Origin of the sequence: Paenibacillus tyrphae (assembly GCF_000722545.1) — a bacterium.
GTDB classification, from domain to species: Bacteria; Bacillota; Bacilli; order Paenibacillales; family NBRC-103111; genus Paenibacillus_G; species Paenibacillus_G tyrfis.
Genome location: NZ_JNVM01000019.1, coordinates 109,987 through 131,670, shown reverse-complemented (window position 1 = coordinate 131,670; position 21,684 = coordinate 109,987). Strand labels below are relative to the sequence as shown.

At 55.1% G+C, this 21,684-nt stretch carries 22 protein-coding genes and 2 riboswitches; of the genes, 20 read left to right on the top strand and 2 right to left on the bottom strand.

Annotated features, from left to right (window positions below; genetic code table 11):
• The first annotated feature begins 25 nt into the window (after positions 1-25).
• From ET33_RS23290 to ET33_RS39315, 15 genes are all read left to right on the top strand, one after another.
• Positions 26-1,366, top strand: a complete 1,341-nt coding sequence (locus ET33_RS23290; protein ID WP_036687477.1) for a flippase — start codon at positions 26-28, stop codon at positions 1,364-1,366.
• A gap of 30 nt (positions 1,367-1,396) precedes the next feature.
• On the top strand, positions 1,397-2,518 hold the full coding sequence (locus tag ET33_RS23285; protein WP_036687474.1) for a glycosyltransferase: 1,122 nt from the start codon (positions 1,397-1,399) through the stop codon (positions 2,516-2,518).
• Positions 2,511-3,938, top strand: coding sequence for a hypothetical protein (locus ET33_RS37700; RefSeq protein ID WP_081890453.1), 1,428 nt, complete (start codon positions 2,511-2,513; stop codon positions 3,936-3,938). The genes ET33_RS23285 and ET33_RS37700 overlap by 8 nt, the downstream gene beginning before the upstream one ends.
• A complete protein-coding gene (locus tag ET33_RS40445) occupies positions 3,880-4,320 on the top strand; it encodes an acyltransferase (RefSeq protein ID WP_327204067.1) in 441 nt (146 codons plus the stop codon). Before ET33_RS37700 ends, ET33_RS40445 begins: the two co-directional genes overlap by 59 nt.
• 14 nt (positions 4,321-4,334) lie before the next feature.
• Positions 4,335-5,531, top strand: a complete 1,197-nt coding sequence (locus tag ET33_RS23270; RefSeq protein ID WP_036687468.1) for a glycosyltransferase family 4 protein — start codon at positions 4,335-4,337, stop codon at positions 5,529-5,531.
• Positions 5,528-6,544 (top strand): NAD-dependent epimerase, encoded by a 1,017-nt coding sequence (locus ET33_RS23265; protein ID WP_036687465.1) that lies wholly within the window; start codon positions 5,528-5,530, stop codon positions 6,542-6,544. Before ET33_RS23270 ends, ET33_RS23265 begins: the two co-directional genes overlap by 4 nt.
• The gene (locus tag ET33_RS40440; protein ID WP_036687463.1) at positions 6,541-8,316 is read left to right on the top strand and encodes a sugar transferase; all 1,776 of its coding nucleotides are present in this window, start codon (positions 6,541-6,543) and stop codon (positions 8,314-8,316) included. The genes ET33_RS23265 and ET33_RS40440 overlap by 4 nt, the downstream gene beginning before the upstream one ends.
• A 1-nt stretch (position 8,317) precedes the next feature.
• A complete protein-coding gene (locus tag ET33_RS23255; protein WP_036687462.1) occupies positions 8,318-8,980 on the top strand; it encodes an acetyltransferase in 663 nt (220 codons plus the stop codon).
• A gap of 4 nt (positions 8,981-8,984) precedes the next feature.
• Positions 8,985-10,154 carry a DegT/DnrJ/EryC1/StrS family aminotransferase gene (locus tag ET33_RS23250; protein ID WP_036687461.1) on the top strand — a complete coding sequence of 390 codons (1,170 nt, stop codon included), beginning with the start codon at positions 8,985-8,987 and terminating at the stop codon, positions 10,152-10,154.
• Complete coding sequence (galU, locus tag ET33_RS23245; RefSeq protein WP_010497664.1) at positions 10,141-11,043, top strand: UTP--glucose-1-phosphate uridylyltransferase GalU; 903 nt, start codon at positions 10,141-10,143, stop codon at positions 11,041-11,043. The genes ET33_RS23250 and galU overlap by 14 nt, the downstream gene beginning before the upstream one ends.
• A 4-nt stretch (positions 11,044-11,047) precedes the next feature.
• Positions 11,048-12,391: a UDP-glucose 6-dehydrogenase TuaD gene (gene tuaD / locus ET33_RS23240; RefSeq protein ID WP_036687458.1), complete on the top strand. Its 1,344-nt coding sequence runs from the start codon at positions 11,048-11,050 to the stop codon at positions 12,389-12,391.
• Positions 12,366-12,899 (top strand): VanZ family protein, encoded by a 534-nt coding sequence (locus ET33_RS23235; protein WP_081890450.1) that lies wholly within the window; start codon positions 12,366-12,368, stop codon positions 12,897-12,899. Before tuaD ends, ET33_RS23235 begins: the two co-directional genes overlap by 26 nt.
• A complete protein-coding gene (locus tag ET33_RS23230) occupies positions 12,896-13,585 on the top strand; it encodes a hypothetical protein (protein WP_036687455.1) in 690 nt (229 codons plus the stop codon). Before ET33_RS23235 ends, ET33_RS23230 begins: the two co-directional genes overlap by 4 nt.
• A gap of 38 nt (positions 13,586-13,623) precedes the next feature.
• On the top strand, positions 13,624-14,568 hold the full coding sequence (locus ET33_RS39320) for a hypothetical protein (protein WP_051775549.1): 945 nt from the start codon (positions 13,624-13,626) through the stop codon (positions 14,566-14,568).
• 136 nt (positions 14,569-14,704) lie between these two features.
• The gene (locus ET33_RS39315) at positions 14,705-14,902 is read left to right on the top strand and encodes a hypothetical protein (protein ID WP_036687453.1); all 198 of its coding nucleotides are present in this window, start codon (positions 14,705-14,707) and stop codon (positions 14,900-14,902) included.
• A gap of 69 nt (positions 14,903-14,971) precedes the next feature.
• On the opposite strand, the gene ET33_RS23215 is transcribed toward ET33_RS39315, so the two are convergent.
• Positions 14,972-15,736, bottom strand: coding sequence for an AAA family ATPase (locus ET33_RS23215; RefSeq protein ID WP_036687451.1), 765 nt, complete (start codon positions 15,734-15,736; stop codon positions 14,972-14,974).
• 226 nt (positions 15,737-15,962) lie between these two features.
• On the opposite strand from ET33_RS23215, the gene ET33_RS23210 reads away from it, so the two are divergent.
• On the top strand, positions 15,963-16,313 hold the full coding sequence (locus tag ET33_RS23210) for an FAD-dependent oxidoreductase (protein ID WP_036687448.1): 351 nt from the start codon (positions 15,963-15,965) through the stop codon (positions 16,311-16,313).
• A 66-nt stretch (positions 16,314-16,379) separates the two neighbouring features.
• Here ET33_RS23210 and ET33_RS23205 read toward each other — a convergent pair whose 3' ends face one another.
• Positions 16,380-17,246: a stalk domain-containing protein gene (locus ET33_RS23205; RefSeq protein ID WP_036687445.1), complete on the bottom strand. Its 867-nt coding sequence runs from the start codon at positions 17,244-17,246 to the stop codon at positions 16,380-16,382.
• Between the two features lie 5 nt (positions 17,247-17,251).
• Positions 17,252-17,406: riboswitch (cyclic di-AMP (ydaO/yuaA leader) on the bottom strand.
• Between the two features lie 160 nt (positions 17,407-17,566).
• Between ET33_RS23205 and ET33_RS23200 the strand changes: the two genes are divergently transcribed.
• The 4 genes from ET33_RS23200 (at position 17,567) to purB (ending at position 21,667) form a co-directional block, all read left to right on the top strand.
• The gene (locus ET33_RS23200; protein WP_036687442.1) at positions 17,567-18,265 is read left to right on the top strand and encodes a DUF6483 family protein; all 699 of its coding nucleotides are present in this window, start codon (positions 17,567-17,569) and stop codon (positions 18,263-18,265) included.
• 114 nt (positions 18,266-18,379) lie between these two features.
• Positions 18,380-18,481, top strand: a riboswitch (purine riboswitch).
• A 159-nt stretch (positions 18,482-18,640) separates the two neighbouring features.
• Positions 18,641-19,126 (top strand): 5-(carboxyamino)imidazole ribonucleotide mutase, encoded by a 486-nt coding sequence (purE, locus tag ET33_RS23195; RefSeq protein WP_036687439.1) that lies wholly within the window; start codon positions 18,641-18,643, stop codon positions 19,124-19,126.
• The gene (gene purK / locus ET33_RS23190; RefSeq protein ID WP_036687436.1) at positions 19,123-20,313 is read left to right on the top strand and encodes a 5-(carboxyamino)imidazole ribonucleotide synthase; all 1,191 of its coding nucleotides are present in this window, start codon (positions 19,123-19,125) and stop codon (positions 20,311-20,313) included. Before purE ends, purK begins: the two co-directional genes overlap by 4 nt.
• 58 nt (positions 20,314-20,371) lie before the next feature.
• Positions 20,372-21,667 carry an adenylosuccinate lyase gene (gene purB / locus ET33_RS23185; protein ID WP_036687434.1) on the top strand — a complete coding sequence of 432 codons (1,296 nt, stop codon included), beginning with the start codon at positions 20,372-20,374 and terminating at the stop codon, positions 21,665-21,667.
• Positions 21,668-21,684: the final 17 nt, after the last annotated feature.

Sequence of the window (21,684 nt, the reverse complement as noted above, 5' to 3'; positions counted from 1 at the left end):
AGACTAACTGAAGAAGAAGGTATGTATGAAACAGACGACGTTACATCGGACGGAAACGAACGTTTCCCGAATTCTTGCGAAAAGCGGCTCCATCTCGTTCATGATGAATGTGGCCGGCGTCGGGCTTGCCGTGTTGATGCAGGTCGTGCTGGCCAGGCTGCTCGGAGTCGTCAGCTACGGATATTACGCTTTTGTGATGACGGTCATCACCTTCGTAGCTTTTCCCGCCAACCTTGGCTTCGATACGGCGATCGTTAGGTTCGTATCTTCTTACAAGGCGGACCAGCTGTGGGGCGAAGTCAAAGGCTTGCTGCGCCGGGCGAACCAGCTGACCTTGCTTGTGTCGCTAATGCTGATGGGAAGTAGCGGAATTGTCATTTACGTGATGTACAGGAACAGCGGAGGCGAGTTCTATTACACCTTTTTGACCGCCTTGCTGATCATTCCTTTGATGGCGACGGCGACTTTAAGGCAAAGCTCGCTGCTGGCGCTGAAGGAAGTGCTGGTTGCCCAACTGCCGGAAAAGGTGCTGCGTCCCGTATTCTGCATCGTCATTTTATATGCTTACACGATCCTATTTCACGTCAAAGCCGGCGCTTTCGAAGCGATGGTCATCTTCGTCGGGTCGATGCTGCTGTCGTATCTGTTCGGGGCCTGGGTGCTTAATCGTAAGCTGACGCCGCATACGAAAGGGCATTCGCACCGGTTTCAAACGAAGCATTGGCTGTCGGAATCGCTGACCTTGATGGTGAATTCGGGCATGTATCTGATTCTGGGACAGCTTAGCGTCGTCATGATCGGCATGATGCACGGCACGAGCGAGTCCGGTATTTTCTCGGCGGCCGTGCGGATCGCAACGATGGTTTCGTTTGCGATCACGTCGATCAATATGATTGCGGCCCCGATGATTTCGGAGTCCTATGCCAAGGGCGATTTGAAGCAGATGCAAAAGGTATGCACACTGTCCGGCCGATCGGGGTTCGCCTTCGCCGGTCTGGTGTTCCTGACGATTCTGCTGCTGGGCCAATGGATTCTGGGATTGTTCGGAGAAGAATTCAAAGCCGGTACGACCGCACTCATTCTGCTGTCGCTGAGCCATCTCGTTCATTCGTATTGCGGGCAATCCGGAACGGTCATGACAATGACCGGGCAGCAGCGCGCGTCCAGCCGGATCTTGATGATTTCTACCGTTCTGAATGTGGCGTTTAATCTGCTGCTGATTCCGAGCCTCGGCATGATCGGTGCGGCCTTGGCGAACTTGCTGTCGACGGCGTTCTGCTATTTCAGCATGATGTTCAAGGTCAAGCGATCCATGCAGATCGTGACCGGCGTGTGGATGCCGGGACGTATCGGAAGCAAATCGTAGCCAAAGGATACAGTCATCCGGGAGGGTAAGATGAGCGCGATTAAAATATTGCATGTTGTCGGAAAAATGGATCCCGGCGGTGTCGAGACACTGCTGATGAACATTTACAGGAACATCGACCGGGAGCGGTTCGAGTTTCATTTCGCGGTCCAGTTGGAAGGCGAAGGGTTCTACGACCGCGAGATTCGCGAGCTTGGCGGGAAAATCTTGCTGCAGCCGCATCCCCGGAAAGGGCTTGGCCCGTTCCGAGAGCAATTCCTGCATAACGTGAGAGAAAATGGTCCCTATGCCGCCATTCACAGCCATATTTTCCAATTCAGCGGGTATGTGCTGAAGCTGGCCAAGGAGATCGGCGTTCCGGTTCGCGTGTGCCACAGTCATACAGTGAATGCCGAACAGCGGACGACGCTGTTCCGCACCTTGTACCGCCATTACATGAAATCGCTGATTTTAAAGCATAGCACGCATCTGATCGGCTGCTCCAGGCCGGCATGCGAATCGCTCTTCGGGGCCCGCTGCTGGAAAGATACCCGCACGGAACTGCTTCCCAATGCGATCAATCTGCTGCCATACGAGCAGCTGCCAACGGATCGGAGCGGGCTCAGGCAGCGGATCGGCGTGACCGACCCGTCGATTCCGGTTGTGGGGCATATCGGCCGGTTCAGCGAAGAGAAGAATCACCGTTTTCTACTGGAGACCTTTTCTTTACTGGTTAAAGAGATCCCCGAGGCGCAGCTCGTGCTGGTCGGAGACGGGAGATTGCGCGAGGAGATGGAGCGGCTTGCCGAAACGATGGGCATCCGGCGACAGGTCCGTTTCCTGGGAGCCCGCAAAGATATTCCGGAAATTATCGGCGCTTTCGATGTGTTCCTGCTGCCGTCGCTATTCGAAGGCTTGGGCATTGTCGTCATCGAAGCTCAGGCCGGCGGCGTGCCCAGCCTCGTATCGGAGCATGTGCCGGATGAAGCCGACCTGAGCTTCGGCATGGTGGAGCATCTTAAGCTGCAGCCCGAGGTATGGGTCGACAAGATTACGGAAATACTGGGACGTTCGGCCGCACCGGATTGGCCGACGAGGCATCGTTTCTTGAAAAAGTACGGCTACGATATCCGCGAGAGCATCCGGCGGCTGGAGAACATTTATCATGCTTGAGCGGAAGGTTGACCTGCCGCCTGCAAGGGATAACCCCTTGGTGCAAACGATGCTGCTCTGGATGTACGCCGTCCTGTTGATGCTGACGACCAAATGGGTTTACCAGTGGAATCTCGATGTCGGGCTTGTCTTTTTCTTTATATTGCTGCTTCCCTTTTTCGTCATGTTGAAGTGGCCGAATCAACCGGTCGTGCTCTACATCGGACTTATGGTGCTGCTGATCGGGAAATGGATCTACGCCCTGACGACGGACCCTTTATTCGGTCCGGATGCCAGAGGCTATTTCCGGCAGGTGACGTTTTATCCGCAGTTAGACGACTTTGTCCGTTATGCGACGGAGCACATTACGACCAATTGGCTGCATTCTTCGGCGTATCCGGTGTTCGGGCTGCTGTACATGCCGTTTTATAAATTTCTGGATTTGGCCGATCCCCTTGTCATCGTTACGTTTAATGCCTTTTTGCTCGTTCTGTGCTGCAATATGACGTACCGGCTGAACGACAAGTTTTTCACGTACGAGCTTTCGGAGGCAGGCAAACGAACGTATAACGCGGTGCTGATTATCGGGCTGCTCGCAAGTCCGGCGCTGATGTATATGTCTTCCGTGTTCGGCAAGGACATCACGTGCGCCTTCCTGGGGCTGCTGTGCACCCAGCTTTTATTAAACCGTCGATACCTTTTGTTCATCATCGTCTTCTTCTATACGTCCATGCTCAGAGATTATTCGATCGTCTATATTTTATCCTTTTACTTGCTGTTCCGCCGAAACTTCAAGATCGCCTTGCTCATGCTCATCGGCGCACTAGGCGTGGTGTTCTTGAAGGTGGGGCCGACCGGGCTTCTGAATTCCTTCATGTTGACGGTCTTTCTGTTCATCTCTCCGAATCCGTTCAAAGCGCTCAATTGGGATATGGAGTTTGTGATGCGTACGGCGGAGGCGGTCTATATGATGATTTCCTTCGGACTGTCCATGATCGTGTTCTTGCGTCATAAGGAGACGCGTTCGTTTTTTGCGATGTGCCTTATTCTGCTGTTCACCTTCGGTTGCACGCTAGTGTTGGTCGGCTTCGTTACCGTGACCGAGCGGAATCTGGAGTACGGGGTAGGGACGATCGGGGATAACATGGTCCGGAAAAAGGTGCCTGTCGTGCCCATTCTCTACATGATGAACGCGTATACGCTCGCGTGGTTATTCAGGCCCAAAGCAGCGCAATCCAAGAAAGGAGAGGCTTGCCATCCGAGGAAGGGACAAATTTCATCGCTACAAAGGATTTCTGAACCTGCTAACGGCGCTGTTCTCGATCATACCGAAGCCTCTGCTCAAGAGCACGTGGCACGCGACCGACCTGCTGCCGGAGCCTTTGGGGCTCGCAACGCGCTACTGCCTTCTCAAACGGTTGATTCCAAAGTGCGGCGATAACGTATTCGTCGGCCGGTCCGTTGAGATTAAGCAATGGGAGAAGCTCTCCATCGGTAGCAATGTAAGCATACATAAACAGTGTTATCTGGATGCGGGGGGCGGCATTACGATCGATAACGACGTATCGATCGCGCACCAGACCTCGATGATTTCATTCGAGCACGCTTGGGATGACGCCGCCATGCCGATTCGCGACAACCCGGTCAAATACGCGCCGATCACGATTCAATCGGACGTCTGGATCGGCTGCGGATGCCGCATTCTGGCGGGCGTGGACATCGGCAGCAGGGCGGTGGTGGCCGCCGGAGCGGTCGTGACCAAGCCGGTGCCCCCGCATACCGTTGTCGGCGGAGTCCCGGCAAAACCTATTAAATCTATCTGAGAGGGTCGAGGACCATGAAGGTATTATGGGCGCATGACCATACGTTTTACTTTAACGATTCCGGGAAATTTTTTTCCAGCGGAAAGCTCCCCTACTCGGTGTGGGAACGGTATTTGACCGTATTTGACGAAATTACGGTGGCGTCCCGGGCAAAAAAAATATCTTCGGAAACGGAAATTGTGAATAAAAGCTTGTCGAGCGGCAAAAATGTGGAATTTGTCGTGCTGCCTTCCCTCAGCAATCCGGTGAACAAACTGACGAAAAAAGGCTATATCGAGCGCGTACTGACCGAATCGATCGCGCAGTCGGATGCGGTGATCGCCCGGCTACCAAGCGAAATCGGCTCGGAAGCGGTGGCGATCGCCAAGAAGCTCAAGAAGCCTTTTGCCGTGGAAATGGTTGCCTGCGCTTGGGATGCGCTGTGGAATTACGGCAATCTGCAAGGGAAGGCGTATGCACCTATTGCGACGCTGAAGACGAAAGCACAGGTGAAGGAAGCGCCGTTTGCGATCTACGTGACGAAGCAATTCCTGCAGCACCGGTATCCGAATACGAGCGGATATACCGAAGGCTGCTCGGATGTGGAAATTCCGGATCTGTGCCCCGAGGTGCTGGACCGCCGGCTCCGCAAAATCGAGGCCGGAGGGAAGCCTGTTATCCTGGGGCTGATCGGCAATCTGAACGGCAAAACGAAAGGCATTGCGACGGCGCTGGAGGCGTTGGCCCGGGTGAAGCCGAAGCTGCCGGCCTTTGAGTTCCGGGTGCTCGGCGGAGGCGACAAGGAGCCGTGGGAAGCGCTGGCAGCCAAATTCGGCTTGCAGGGACAGGTGCGGTTCGACGGCGTTCTGCAGAGTGGCGATGCCGTATTCGAATGGCTGGATCAAGTGGATCTTTACTTGCAGCCGAGCTTCCAGGAAGGCTTGCCGAGAGCGACGGTCGAGGCGATGAGCCGGGGATGTCCAGTCATCGGGTCGACAGCCGGGGGCATTCCGGAGCTTATCGATCCGCGGTATCTGCATAAGCCCGGCAATGACAAGCATCTGGCCCGGCTAATCGAGCAATATATCTCCGACACGCGTTGGATGAGCGAACAAGCGCAAGCCAACTATCGGAAAGCGGGGAACTATACGAAAAACCAGCTGGATCAGGAACGGCAAGAATTTTGGGAAAAGTTTTCTCAATTCGTGAAAGAAGGGAAGACGCAGCGATGAAAATTTTAGTCACCGGATCCGCAGGTTTTATCGGGTATCATCTATCGGTGAGGCTGCTTCAGGAAGGCTTCTCGGTGGTGGGAGTCGACTGCTTAAACGACTATTACGACGTCAGGCTGAAGGAGGACCGGTTAAAAGGGCTGCTCGAATATGACGCTTATGCTCATTACAACTTCGACCTGCACGACCAGAAGTCGCTCGATGCGTTGTTCGCTTCCCATGATTTTGCGGCGGTCGTTCATCTTGCAGCCCAAGCCGGCGTGCGGTATTCCATGGTCAATCCGGGGGCGTACATCGACTCCAACATCACCGGCTTCATGCATATGCTGGAGAGCTCCCGCAAGCATCGCATTCCGCATCTCATCTATGCCTCCTCCAGCTCGGTCTACGGAGCGAATGTGAAAATGCCGTTCTCCGTGACCGATGCGGTCAATCATCCGGTGAGCCTGTATGCGGCCACGAAAAAAGCGAACGAGCTGATGGCCCATACGTACAGTCACCTGTACGGGCTGCCGACGACAGGCTTGCGTTTCTTCACGGTGTACGGGCCTTGGGGCAGACCGGACATGGCGTATTTCTCGTTCACGAAGGCGATCATGGAGGGCAAGCCGATTCAAGTGTTTAACGAAGGCCAAATGATGCGCGATTTCACCTATATCGACGATATCGTGCAAGGCATCGTGCGCCTGCTCTTCCGTCCTCCGGTGCACAACGATAACTGGAACCGGATGGAGCCGGACCCGTCCTCCTCGTACGCGCCCTATAAAATTTATAATATCGGCAACAACCGGCCTATTCCTTTGATGAAGTTCATTCATACGATCGAGGAATGTCTCGGCAAAGAGGCGGTGATCGAATTCAAGCCGATGCAGCCCGGCGACGTGCAGGCGACGTATGCCGATATCGACGAGCTGGTGCGCGAAGTCGGCTTCACGCCCAAGATTAGCATCGAGACCGGAATTAAGGCGTTTACCAATTGGTACTGCCAATATTATCGCGAGGTAACCGTATGAAGAAGGTAGCTCATATTTGCACAAGCGCCATCTCCCATAAAATTTTGGCGGACAAGATGGCGGTGCTGCAGAAGGCGGAATATGAGGTTCATCTGATTTCGTCTCCCGACGGTTATGACGAGGAGTTCATGAAACGATACCGCCTGAAGCTCCATTTCGTGCCGATGAACCGGAAAATTCATGTTTTGGACGATCTTCGCTCGATCCTACAGATGCGTTCACTGCTTCGTCGCGAGCGGTTCGATATCGTTCATACGCATACGGCGAAGGCCGGACTGATCGGCCGGGTGGCCGGGTGGCTGGCCCGAACGCCGATGATCCTGCATACGAGCCACGGACTGCCGTTTTTCGACGGACAGAAATGGGTAGCCAGCTTCATCTACCGCAGCCTTGAGAGGCTGGGCGCGCGGTTCTGCGACGCGCTTTCCTCGCAAAACCGCGAGGATATGGAGAAGCTGCGGGAGCTGGCGCCGGGCAAGCCGGTCTACTACGAAGGGAACGGCGTCGACTTGAACCGGCTGGACGAGTTCCGCTACCGCATCGATCAGGCCGAGTTGGACCGGGTGCGGCAGGAAGCGCTCATTCCCGAAGGAAAGAAAATCATCCTGATGGCGGCCCGGCTTGAGCCCGTGAAAGATCATGCCTTCTTGCTGGAATCGCTTCGTCTGTTAAAAGACAAGCACGGAGATGATTTCTGCTGCGTCCTGGCCGGAAAAGGTCCGCTCGAAGCGGAAATCCGAAGGAAGATCATGGAGCTGGGCCTCGAGGAGGAAGTGAGGCTGATTGGGCATCAGAGCTATATTTACCCTTGGATCAAGCTGGCGGATATCGTCGTGCTCACGTCCGAGAAGGAAGGCATCCCCCGCTTTCTGATGGAAGCGATGGCTTTCTCCAAGCCGGCGGTAGGCAGCGACGTTCTCGGCACGAGAGAGCTGGTGAAGCATAACGAGACGGGATTTTTGGTCCCTTATAAGCAGCCCGAGCCGTTTGCCGACGCTCTGCACAAGCTGCTCACAAGCGACGAGCTACTGAAGCAATTCGGCAGTGAAGCGCGCAGCGTGATCGAGCGCGAATTTACGGAGCAGGCGGTCGTTGTTCGGCTGCACCGCATGTATGGGGAAATCGAGCAGAAGAAAACGGGCCGTAAACGAAAATCCGTGCAGCGCATCAAGCGCGTGCTCGATTTCACCGCTGCTCTGACGGCGGTCATCGCGTTCGCTCCCTTGTTCGTTCTTGTCGCCCTGCTGGTCCGCCTGAACCTGGGCTCGCCGGTGCTGTTTCGGCAGCAGCGTCCCGGGCTTCATGGCAAGCCGTTCCACGTGTACAAGTTCCGCACGATGAACGACCGCAAGGACAGCAAGGGCGAGCTGCTGCCGGACTCCGAACGGCTGACCACCTTCGGCAAGCTGCTGCGCAAAACAAGTATGGACGAGCTGCCTCAGCTGTTCAACGTGCTGCGCGGAGATATGAGTCTAATCGGGCCAAGGCCGCTCCTGATGGAATATTTGCCGTTATATACGGAGGAGCAGCAGAAGCGGCATTGGGTCCGTCCGGGCATTACCGGCTGGGCTCAGGTGAACGGAAGAAACGCGATCTCCTGGGAAGAGAAATTCGCGCTGGACGTATGGTATACCGACCACCCGTCGTTGATGCTGGATGCGAAAATTTTATGGATGACGGTGAAAAAAGTATTCCGTGCCGACGGCGTTCAACAGGCGGGACATGCCACGACGAGCAAATTTACGGGTAACCGGAAGGCGGAGGGATTCTAGCATGAAGAAGCTCGTCCTGATCGGCGGAGGCGGTCATGGAAAGGTCGTCCTCGATGTGATGCGGGCCCAGGGGGACTATGAACTGGCCGGAATCGGCGATGACAAGTATACGCACAGCTTTAGGCAGGACGGCATCCTTCACGGGCCGGTTGCTGACATGGCGGAGCTGCTGCAGGACGACGATTGCCGGCTGTTTATTGCCATCGGCAGCAATCGCACCCGCCGGGCCGTCATGGAACGGCTCGGGTACCCCGAATCTCGCTACGCGGTATTGATTCACCCGAGGGCGACGCTTGGAAGCGGGGTGACGATCGGCGGCGGTTCGGTCGTCATGCCGGGAGCCGTCATCAATCATGGCGCCAGGATCGGCGCTCAGTGCATCATCAACACCGGCGCCATCGTCGAGCACGAGAACGCGCTCGGAAGCTTCGTGCATATTTCTCCCTCCGCAGCCTTAGCCGGCGATGTCACGGTAGGAGACGGAACGCATATCGGGCTTGGCGCGAAAGTGATCGAAGGTTTAACGATAGGAAGCTGGAGCACGCTCGGAGCGGGAGCGGTTGCCATTGACGACATTCCGGCTCAATGCACGGCTGTAGGCGTACCCGCCAAACCAATCAAATTCGCTGATCAACCGGGTCAGCTTGCTCAGAGGAGGGCGTAGCGAAATGTCGCTGAATCAAAGGATTTACCTGTCTCCCCCGCATATGGGGCAAGAAGAGCAACAATGGGTGCAGCAAGCTTTCGCCACCAACTGGATCGCGCCGTTAGGGCCCAACGTCGATGTCTTTGAGAAAGAGATTGCCGGGTATGTCGGAGCCGACGGCGCTTTGGCTCTCAGCTCCGGTACGGCGGCCATCCATCTGGCTTTGCGCTTGCTCGGAGTCGGCGCCGGGGATACAGTGTTCTGCTCAAGCCTAACGTTTGTCGCCAGCGTAAATCCGGTGGTGTATCAAGGGGCGGAGCCGGTCTTCATCGACTCCGAGCCGGAAAGCTGGAATATGTCTCCGCAAGCGTTGGAGCGCGCGCTGTCCGCAGCCAAGCGTGCCGGGAAGCTTCCGAAAGCGGTCGTTGTCGTCAATCTGTACGGGCAAAGCGCAGACATGGACCCGCTGCTTGACTTATGCGACCAATACGGCGTTCCCGTCATCGAGGATGCCGCCGAATCGCTGGGCGCGACGTACAAAGGGCGGGCGAGCGGAACGCTGGGCAGGTTCGGAGTCTACTCGTTCAACGGCAACAAAATCATCACCACCTCCGGCGGAGGCATGCTGGTGTCGGACGACCTCGAAGCTTTGGAAAAGGCCAGATATTGGGCGACCCAGGCCCGGGACCCCGCACCGCATTACGAGCACAGCGAGGTCGGGTTCAACTACCGGATGAGCAACGTGCTCGCCGGCATCGGCATCGGTCAGCTTCATATGCTGCCGGAGCGAATCGAAACGAGACGCGCCATCTTTGCGGCCTATGCCGAAGCGCTGGGCTCCATGGAGGGCGTCGAGTTTATGCCGGAGGCGTCCTTCGGTCAAGCGACCCGGTGGCTGACGACACTGACTGTCGATCCGCAAGTTGCGGTAACGACGTCGGGGGACATCATCCGGGCGTTGGCGGAGGCGAACATCGAGTCCAGACCGGTATGGAAGCCGATGCATCTGCAACCGCTGTTCCAAGGCTGCGCCTATTATCCGCATCAGGAGGGGCATAGCGTATCCGACCGGCTGTTCGAGCAGGGCATTTGCCTGCCTTCCGGCTCCAGCCTGACCGAAACCGAGCAAGCGAAAGTGATTGAGATCGTCAAAACACTCGTATGCGGAGGTATGACTCATGAAATTGCGTAAAGCGATCATTCCTGCAGCGGGACTAGGAACGCGCTTCCTGCCTGCTACCAAAGCCCAACCGAAGGAAATGCTGCCGATTGTGGACAAGCCGACGATTCAATACATTATCGAAGAGGCGATTGCCTCCGGGATCGAAGATATCCTGATTATTAGCGGACGCGGAAAGCGGGCCATCGAAGATCACTTCGACAAGTCGTTCGAGCTGGAAGAAACGCTGTCGAAGAAGGGCAAGAACAAGGAGCTTGAGCAAATTCAAGCGATATCCGAGATGGCGAATATCCACTATATTCGTCAAAAAGAGCCGAAGGGCCTCGGTCACGCGATCTGGTGCGCGCGCAGCTTTGTCGGCGACGAGCCGTTTGCCGTTCTGCTAGGCGACGACATCGTGCAGTCCAGCGAGCCGTGCCTGAGCCAGCTCATTCGCGTGCATTCCCGGTATTCTTCTTCGGTGGTCGGTGTGCAAAAGGTGAACGACGAGGACGTGTCCAAATACGGGATCATCGCTCCCCGGGGATCGTCGATCGAGCCGGAGGTGTTCTTCCTGGAGACGCTGGTCGAGAAGCCTTCGAAAAAAGCTGCGCCTTCCAACTATGCCATCATGGGCCGGTACATTTTGACGCCGGACATTTTCGATATTTTGGAGAGTCTTCCTGCCGGTGCGGGCGGCGAAATCCAGCTGACGGACGCGCTGAAGCGATTGAACGAGAAAAGACCGGTCATCGCCTACAATTTCCAAGGGGCCCGGCACGACGTAGGGGACAAATTCGGCTTTATCAAAGCGACGTTGGACTTCGCGCTGCAGCGCGACGATCTGCGCAATGACGTGATGAACTATATCCGGACGCTGTATGAAAGTGAACCTTCATTTTACAGTAAGGTGGCGAAATAAGCTTATGCACAATATAACAGTGATTGGTACGGGATATGTCGGTCTGGTGTCGGGAACATGCTTTGCCGAAATGGGCAACCGCATCATCTGCTGCGATGTGAACAAGGATAAAATCGCCATGCTGCAAAACGGAGAGATTCCGATCTACGAGCCGGGCTTAAAGGAGCTTGTCGCGAAGAACGTGGCGGAAAACCGTCTCTTCTTCACCTCCGAAATCGGCGAAGCCATCGAAGATTCCGACATCATTTATATTGCGGTCGGCACGCCTATGGCGGAGAACGGCGAAGCGGATATGCGCTATGTGAAGGAAGTGGCCAAAACGATCGGCAAGCACTTGAACACGTACAAAATTATCGTCAACAAAAGTACGGTGCCGGTCGGTACGGGGGAGCTTGTCCGGACGATCGTCGCCAACAATAGGGCCAATGAACGCGTTCATTTTGACGTCGTGTCTAACCCTGAATTTCTGCGCGAAGGCTCGGCGATTGCGGATTGCATGAACATGGATCGGGCGGTAATCGGGGCGACGAGCGACAAGGCGGCCAAGGTCATTGCGAAGCTGCACGAACCGCTGCAGACGAAAATTTTCATTACGGACCTGCAAAGTGCGGAAATGATCAAATATGCGGCGAACGCCTTTCTGGCTACGAAAATTTCGTTTATCAACGCCATCGCCAATCTGTGCGAGCGGGTCGGAGCCGATGTAACTCAAGTGTCGGAAGGCATGGGGATGGACAGCCGGATCGGCGGGAAATTTTTGCAGGCCGGTATCGGCTACGGCGGCTCCTGCTTTCCGAAGGATACGTTTGCGCTCGCCCATATGGCCGATCAGGCCGGGTATGATTTTACGCTGCTGAAATCCGTCATCTCGACCAACGAGGCACAGCCGTACGTGATGCTGAAGAAGCTGCAGGATTTGTTCGGCGACTATGCCGGAAGGCGGATTGCGGTGCTCGGGCTTGCTTTTAAACCGAATACGGACGATATGCGCTGCGCTCCGTCGCTTGTCATTATCGACGAGCTGGTGAAAAAAGGCGCTATCGTGCAAGCGTACGATCCGATCGCCATTCCGAACGCCCGGGCGCTGCTGCCTGCCGAGGTGACCTATTGCGACAGCGTCGAGGCGGCGGTGACGGATTGCGACGTCTGCCTGATTTTAACCGAGTGGGATGAAATTGCGGGCATGGATCTGGCTTCCGTTCGTAAGCTGCTGAAATATCCGTTCATGATCGACGGGCGCAACTGCTTCTCGCTCCAGGAAATGTACGAACACGGCTTTGTTTACCATTCGGTTGGCAGGCCGGCAGTATTGACGGCTAGGAGTGAATCCCATCCGGTCAATTACTAAGCTCCTTTCCCTAGTTCCTGTGTTGCTGTGGACGCTGCTTATTTTTCACTTCTCTTCCCAGTCTTTCCATGAGCAGAGTATACAGCCAATTTTACATAAATGGTTCACGAAGGAGGGGATGCTTAGCGTCGTACCTGAAATGACCATTCACTATCATCATTCTACGATTGTAGCCAAGAAACAGCCGTTTGAATTTGTCGAGTTTTTGTTTCGAAAAGGTGCGCATTTGTTCATGTACGCGATGCTGGCAGTTTGTGCTTTGTTCGCGTTGATTCAAGCCCGATGGAAGCTTGGCTTCAAGATATTGCTTGCGATCATTTATGTGATTGGCATAGCTTCGGCGGATGAGTGGAATCAAGCGAGAAGTGTGGAGCGTACCAGCGCAATGCAGGATATTGTATTGGATTCAATCGGCGGATTCCTTGGTTTAGTGGTTCTCATCCTATGCCTGGCGATGTTCCGCAAAATTAGACGGAACAGTACGCTACGAAGAGGGGAGGTTCCATGAAGGCGAGAATGAAAAAGGTTTTAGTAGTCGGGACGGTGGTTGTATTGCTACTGCTTGCCGGCGGGTATTGGGCGCTTCATATGGTGCAGGAACGGATGATGGCGGCTCTTGCAAGTCTGGCGGAAGAAGCGCCGGCGAAAAGCCGTCCGGTGAACGATCCGGAGAAGCGGACGGAACCGGCGCATCAGGCTCCGGCCTCCGAGCAGCCTCCGGTACCGCAGCAGAAGCCGGCACAAGCCTCGAAGCCTGCCTCCGGGCAGGATGCCGTCCGTGCGCCGGGCGATTCCCCGGCACCGTCGAGGAAAGCGGAGCAGACTCAGACGTCGGCGCAGGCCCCGGCCACGGTTCCGCAGGCAGCCGGCAAGCCATCAGACCCGAAGTCGGGCAGCACAGGCTATAAGGCGGAAATATCCGCAGGCAAGGCGAAGGAAGTGCAGGATCAAATTTCGCTGTCCGAGCAAGTCAAAATCTCAACCGTACTGCTTAAAAAACTAAATGGAAATGATTTAAAACAATTACAAAATATGTTTGATAAAGGCGTTTCTTTGGAGGAAAAAAGGAAGGCCAAGGCCATGATCCTGGAAAAGCTTTCGGAAGAGGAGTACGACGAGCTGATTGCGATTGCTTCGAAATACGGTTTAAGCAAGGGCAAAAGCTACGAGGAGTCTCTTCAGGAGAAAAAATGAGCTCTGCATAACTTTGTAAAACTAAAGGAGAGAAAGCTATGAACAAAAGGAAAACCTTGTCGAAGTTTCTTGCGGTCGTGATCGCGGCAGCTTTGACGACACCGGTACTGTCTGCGCCGAAAGCCGAAGCGGCGTCGCTTACGTTCGAGAACCAGTCGCCACTAGTTAACTTCAACGGACCTACCGTGGTCAATCTGAACGTGTTCCTCGGAGAACAGTTCAATCTGGACAAATGGTTCGAGACGAATTTTGGCAACTGGGGCACTCCAAAACCGCCAAAGAAAGATAAGGAGAAGGAAAAGCAAGAAAAGGAAAGACTGGAGAAGGAAAAGCAGGAGCAAGAGAAGCAGGCGAAGGAACGGTTAGAGAAAGAAAAGCAAGAGAAAGAACGGTTAGAGAAGGAAAAACAGGAAAAAGAAAAGCAAGAGAAGGAAAAACAGGAGAAAGAGAAGCAAGAAAAAGAGAAGCAAGAAAAAGAAAAGCAAGATAAGGAAAACGGTAAGGGCAATGGGAAAGGCAATGGCAACGGTAACGGCAATGGAAACGGTAACGGCAACGGCAACGGCAACGGCAACGGCAATGGAAATGGCAACGGTAACGGCAATGGGAATGGAAACGGAAATGGAAACGGCAATGGTAACGGTAACGGTAACGGAAATGGCAACAAGGATAAAGAGTACAAGGAAATCACGAAAAACGCGACTCAACAGCTCATCCATCTCCGCAATGAAAGCAAGCAGGAATTGATGGGGATCGCCATTCAAGCCAAGATGGCGAAAAACTCCAAGGAAAGAGCAAGGCTTTACCAGCAGGGAGAAAATAAGTTTAACGAAAAATCAGCCCAATTCAACGCCATTATCGACAACGTAAGAAGTGAGCTGGAGTCCAAAGGCTTCAGCACGGATATCGTCAACGAATATCAAGACGAGTTCAACAAAGAAGTTCAATTGGGACAAAGCCTGCTGCAAAATCTCGCAAAATAAGTTTCAGGAAACCGGCGATTGCCTTCGGGCGTCGCCGGTTTTTTTCTTCCTCCGGCCGAAGAACACCGCATTCCAGGTATGAAATGTCAATGGGAACTGCAAACTACAGGTAGTTCACGATAAGGAGGGAATTCGAATGAGCCAAGTGAATGATAATACTGGCAACGCCGAACTGGAGGATCTGGGCACTCATGCGGCCGGGGCTACCGACCTGCACCAGACGCGGACGACCGACCAGGCGGTACAGATCGATCCGCCGGTTGCCGGAAGCCCAGGGCCGATTGACCGCCGCGAGGAACGCTTCGACGTGCAGAAGAACGAAGGTTCCGTTTAGTCTAGCAGCCTGAATAATGAAAAAACGAAGAACAGCGCACCGGAACGAGCCGGGCCTGTTCTTTTTGCGTTACTCCTCGTCGGCAAAAAGCTCCTTAAGCATGCGTTCGCGGTTATGCAGAAATTGCTTCATAATGATATAATGATCAGTTTCTTCCACATTTATGTGCTCGATTCCATCCGGCGTCAAATAATAAGCGAGCGCGTCCGGATAGCCCATCAGAATGGGCGAATGCGTCGAGATAATGAACTGTGAGTTCTTTTTGACCAGCGCGTGGATGCGGGCGAGCATGGACATTTGTTTCAAGGGAGACAACGCCGCCTCCGGCTCGTCCAGAATATACAGTCCATTGCCTCCGAATCGGTGAAGGAAAGCCGCAAAAAACGATTCGCCGTGCGACTGCTCGTGCAGTGACTTGCCCCCGTAGAAGTCGATGATTCGACCTCCGCCTAATGGCTCGCTATCCAACTGATCGATATTGGTCGCCAAGTTGTAGTAGGTTTCCGCCCGGAAGAAGAAGCCGTCCCTCGGCTTGCCGATCCCGCGCACCAAACGGATATGCCGGTGCAGCTCCGAGTGGGATTCGTGCGTCGCGAAATTGAAGTTCAAGCTGCCGCCTTCAGGATTGAAGCCCCAGGCAACGGCGATGGCTTCGAGCAGCGTGGACTTGCCCATGCCGTTCTCGCCGATGATGTAGGTGACCTTGGGATGGAAGCGCAAGGTGGTCAACTGGCGCAAAGCCGGGAGGTGAAACGGATATTTGGCGAAAGACGGCACGTTCTCCCGCAACAGCTCCATGCTTCTCACGAACGGATCTTTATCGTATATCCCCATAAGATAATGCCTCCTTCCGGCTTGTTCGTTGACTCTATTATACAGAAAAGCCGGCTGCTGCGTTACTATCGTAAGCTTGGATTCGGCGAACCGGCCTCGCTGGATGGGATGGCGCATCGAACTTCTTCGGTTTTGTAAAAAATACGGTTTTATGGAACAAACCGCCGATTCAGCGCGTCCAATACAACGTGAATAGATTAAGCCGAAACGGAGTGTGGGCTTAGAGATGGTGAATCGGACAAAAACCGGCTTTCGAATAGCGATAGGATTGGGCCTGCTGCTGGCTCTCATCGCCGGAGGCTGCCTATGGTCGTACGTTAGCCACAAGAGTACCGCTAAGCCGGGCGAAATGAAGCCGCTGCTGCATGTAAGCTCTGTCTCCGAAATGAAAGAGGCCTACGATGTCATTGTGACCGGCACCGATCCGGAAGGCGTGGCGGCCGCCGTCTCGGCAGCGCGCAACGGCCTGACCGTGCTGCTGGTGGACGGGCGGAACCGTGAGATTCTTGGCGGCTTGATGACGCTGGGTTGGTTGAACAGCCTGGATAACAACTATTCCCCCGAGTATATGTATTGAAAAAAGCAGCCGTCCCGTTTTAAAGGGAGACGACTGCTTTTTCGTTTGGATGAGAATCAAGCTTGATTATGGATTAAGTACGTAAACCTGCACATTCTGCATACCGAAGAGCTTGGCTTGAGCGCGGTTTTCCGGAAGGAAGATGTCGATCCTGTTACCTTTTATCGCGCCTCCGATATCTGTCGCTGTGGCATACAAGCCGTTAGCGGGCAGGCCCATATAGGAGTAGCCTTTGATCAATACCTTGGAACCGAGCGGAATGACCGAAGGATCTACGGCGATCGTTCCAAGACTCAAAGAGTTGCCCATATAATCGACCCCACCATATCCGCCGTTCTCTCCAGGAGAAGCGGTGTAAGCTGTCGCTTTGACTTCGATCATTTTGCTGTAAGCCGGTGCGGGCGCTTGGGAAGCGGTCTGAACGGCTGGGCTTGGGCGATACCAAGCGGGAGCGTGATAGCTGCCGTCGGCGCCGAGTATCGCGATGCGGTTCTGGTTGTCCCATTGCGTCTGGATGTCGAACGAATCCGAGATCAGCCGGACCGGCACGTAGACGCGACCGTCGACGAGTTCCGCGGCGCTTTCGATTTTCTCATGCTGCCCGTTAACCGTCACCGACTTATTGCCGGTCTGCAGCGAAAGCGTATTTTTATTGTCCTTGATTGTAACTTTGATTTCGGAACCGGCAGGCTCCCAATTGACCTGGTAGCCTAGTTTGTCCGCGACGACGCGCGCCGGAACTTGAAGCTTGTGATTCTCATCCACAAAAGGCTGGGCATCCGGAAACTGCACCAGCTTGTCGTTCACCTGAAGCTTGATATCCTCCGACAGACGCACCGGTTCATCGGCATAGGCAGCCGGAGCGCAGACGGGCAGTATCGCGGGCAGTGTGAACAGGCATGCAAGAAGCACGCTTTTTAAACCGAATTTCATATTCTATTTTCCCTCCTGTTAGCCTCCGAGGTTAGTTGTCGGGTTCGGGAAGAGGTATGCTCCCTAGCCTTCGAACCTCACGGTTCTGCGGCATTCACCCCATGTATTGCGTCCCCCGTACGTACACAAAATTTGCTGTGCGATTCGGCTTTTAGAATTTACCACAGGCTTGTTACCGTTATCAATACATAAAATCATCCAGTAGCTGCCGGAAAAAGCAGAAGCTTTTTCCTCCCGGGTAGGAATGCGGTACAATAAAAGAGTGTTCGGGGGCATCAGCTAATTTAGGACGGTCTTGGTCCCGAGAGAGGAGCAGCGCCATGTATAAGCGGGATTATATTTTACGGATGATCGAACAGGCGGCGGAAGTGCTGCATAAAGTGATGTTTCTTCGGCAGAACCAGCAGCTGCGGGAAGCGATGGAACTGCTGAACCAGGCGATGCGGCACCTGCTCGGCGTCGGCTCGAAGCTGATCCATGCGCTGTCGGTCAAGGATCTGCTTGCTCTGCTGTCCAAAGACGGTGAAGTCGATCAAGGGAAAGTGCTTGTATGCGGGGACATGCTCAACGCCCAGGCGGCTTTGTACGCGGACTCCGGAGAAGATGCGGCCGCTAGGGCGGCGGGGTCCAAATCGCTGGAGCTTCTGCTGACGGCCAGAGAGCTGGATGCGCGCGAAGAGCTGCGCGAGGAATTTGCAGATCGGATCGAGTCCGCGCTTGCCTTGGTTGGACGGGCTCCTATGTCTGCAAGCTTGCTGAAGGTGCTTATTCCTTATTATGAAGCTGGCGGCCGATACGGTCGGGCGGAGGATGCGATTTTCCATATGTTGGACGAATTGGAGCGATCGCAGGAAACGGAGGAGCGGCTCGAACAGCTCGGACTCGGCATTCGGATGTACGAACGATGGCTGGGCTTGGATTCGGCGGCGCTGGAGCAGGGCAACTTGTCGAAAGAAGAAGTGGAAGACGGCCTGAACGAGCTGATTCGCATAAAAAAGAACATTTTGGAGCAAGGATAAGCCGTACGCATTCTTGAGTGAAAATGCGAACTATTTCTGTTTTGAACAAAATAATGTTCGTCTTTTAGAGTTGACATGCGGTGTTAAAGACTGTTAAACTAAAGAGGATGAAAGCCTTAAAAAATCGAATAGTCTCGTATAAAGTCGGGAATATGGCCCGAAAGTTTCTACCCGAAAACCTTAAATTTTTGGACTACGAGTGAGCGAAGTTTCAGGGGTCGGCATAAGCATGCCAGACCTTAGCTTGCGCTTGTGGAGTATTCTTGTCGTCCTGCCGATAGACTGCGCTTGTCAGTACTATCCAATGGGCGTTTTGTTTTTTTTGCTTCTATAATATAGGGTCAAACATCGATGCGACCGACACGGAGGTTACCAATGTCTGTTCTTGTTGGAGTCATTATGGGCAGCCAGTCCGACTGGGAAACGATGAAGCATGCTTGCGACGTGCTGGACGAGCTCGAAGTGCCTTATGAAAAGAAAGTCGTCTCCGCTCACCGGACGCCCGACCTGATGTTCGAGTATGCGGCATCGGCGGCGGACCGCGGATTGAAGGTCATTATTGCGGGAGCCGGCGGCGCGGCGCATTTGCCGGGTATGGTGGCGGCGAAGACGGTACTGCCGGTGATCGGCGTGCCGGTGAAGTCATCGACGCTGAACGGCCTTGATTCGCTGCTGTCCATCGTCCAGATGCCGGGCGGTATTCCGGTCGGCACCGTGGCGATCGGCAATGCCGGTGCGACAAATGCAGGGCTGCTGGCCGCTCAAATGCTCGGAGCCTTCGATCCGGCGCTGCAGCGCAAAGTCGCGGAACGCCGCGAAAAGATCGCGCAAACCGTTATCGAAAAGAGCGTGCTGGAATGACGCGGCAGACCGAACAAAACCGAACGTACGACCCATCGAAAGTATTGCCCCCCGGCGCTGCGATCGGCGTGCTTGGAGGGGGACAGCTCGGGCGAATGATGGCTCTGGCGGGAAGCGGCATGGGGTATCGGTTCGTGACGCTGGACCCGACACCGGATTCGCCTTGCGGCCAAGTGGCCGACCGGCAAATCGTCGCGCCTTATCATGATGTCGATGCCGCCCGGCAGCTTGCGGAGCTGGCCGACGTCATCACGTACGAGTTCGAGAACGTGGACGCCGATGTCACCAAGCTGCTGATGGCCGAATCGTACGTGCCGCAAGGCAGCAAGCTGCTGTACACGACACAGCATCGGCTGCGCGAGAAGCGGGCGATTGAAGCCGCAGGCGTCAAGGTCGCGCCGTATGCCGAAATCGGCAGCGTGGAAGAACTGCGCGAAGCGGTCCGCCGCTTTGGTACGCCGTGCGTGCTGAAGACGGCGACGGGCGGGTACGACGGCAAAGGGCAGTGGGTCATCCGCTCGCTGGACGAAGTGCAGGAGGCGTACGATACGCTAAGCCGGGCCCGGACGGAACTGGTGCTGGAGCAGTTCGTGCATTTCACGAAGGAGCTGTCGGTCATTGCGGCCCGCAGCCCGCGCGGAGAGGTTAAAGCTTTTCCCGCTGCGGAGAATGTGCATGTGAACAACATTCTGCACTTGTCCGTCGTACCGGCGAGAGTACCGGAAGAGGTGCAGCGGGAAGCGGAGCGGATGGCGCTGCGGATTGCCGAGGAGCTGGATGTGATCGGCCTTATCGCCGTCGAGCTGTTCCTTACCGCGGATGGAGAGCTATTCGTCAACGAATTGGCGCCGCGTCCGCATAACTCCGGCCACTATACGATGGAGGCGTGCCGGACTTCGCAGTTCGAGCAGCATGTGCGGGCGATCGTGAACCTGCCGCTTGGAGACCCGGGGCTGATGACGCCGGTCGTCATGGTCAATGTGCTGGGCGAGCATGTGCAGCCGCTGCTGGACTGGATCGCCAAGCCGGAAGCGGAGCAGGTGCCGGGCGTGACGGCGAAGGTGCATTTGTACGGGAAGCAGGAGGCCAAAGCCGGCCGCAAGATGGGCCATGTGAATCTGCTCGCGACGTCGCATGAGGCGGCTTTTCGCTGGATAGAGGCTTCAAAAATATGGGACGCTATATAAATAAGAACGGTTCGGATTGAGTATTGTTAACCGGATAAAAGCGGAGGATGGAGAAACCATGATCGAACGTTATACGAGACCTGAGATGGGCGGCATTTGGACGGAAGAAAACAAATTTAAGGCATGGCTCGAAGTCGAGATTCTTTCCTGCGAAGCGTGGGCGGAGCTGGGCGTAATCCCGAAGGAAGACGTCGTCGAGTTGCGCAAAAACGCGGGCTTCAACATCGACCGCATCTACGAAATCGAGCAGGAGACGCGCCACGATGTGATCGCCTTCACGCGTGCGGTATCCGAGACGGTCGGACCGGAGCGGAAATGGGTGCACTACGGCTTGACTTCTACGGACGTGGTCGATACCGCGCTCGGTTACTTGCTGAAGCAGGCCAACACGATTTTGGAAAAGGACCTGCTCAACTTCATTGAGATTTTGAAGGACAAGGCGGTCGCTTACAAAGATACGCCGATGATGGGACGGACGCACGGCGTGCATGCCGAGCCGACGACGTTTGGGCTGAAAATGGCGCTGTGGTACGAGGAAATGAAGCGCAACCTGGACCGTTTCCGCTTTGCGGCGGACGGCGTGCAGTTCGGCAAAATTTCCGGCGCGGTCGGCACGTACGCGAACATCGATCCGTTCGTCGAGGAATTTGTGTGCGGCAAGCTCGGCACGAAGCCGGCGCCGATCTCCACACAGACACTGCAGCGCGACCGTCACGCGGAGTACATGGCGACGCTGGCGCTGATCGCGACCTCGCTTGATAAATTCGCAACAGAAATCCGCGGACTGCAAAAGAGCGAATTCCGCGAGGTGGAGGAGCCGTTCGCCAAGGGGCAAAAAGGTTCGTCTGCGATGCCGCACAAGCGCAATCCGATCGGCTGCGAAAGCATTTCCGGACTGGCGCGGGTCATCCGCGGCCACATGGTTTCCGCTTACGAGAACGTGACGCTGTGGCATGAGCGCGATATCTCGCACTCCTCGGTCGAGCGGATCATTTTGCCGGATGCGACGATCCTGCTCAACTATATGCTGAACCGCCTGGGCAACATCGTGAAGAACCTGACGGTGTTCCCGGAAAACATGAAGCGCAACATGCAGAGCACGTACGGCGTACCGTTCTCCGGCCGCGTCATGACGAAGCTGATCGACAAAGGCTTCAGCCGCGAGCAAGCGTACGACACGGTGCAGCCGCGCGCGATGCAGGCTTGGGAAGAGCAGCGCTCGTTCCGCGACATTATCGAGAACACGCCGGCGATCCGGGAGCATCTGAGCCTGGAAGAGATCGAGGACGCGTTCAATCCGAGCTGGCATTTGAAGCATGTTGATACGATTTTCAAGCGTCTCGGCTTGAGCTGATCTAAACGGGGGAGGCC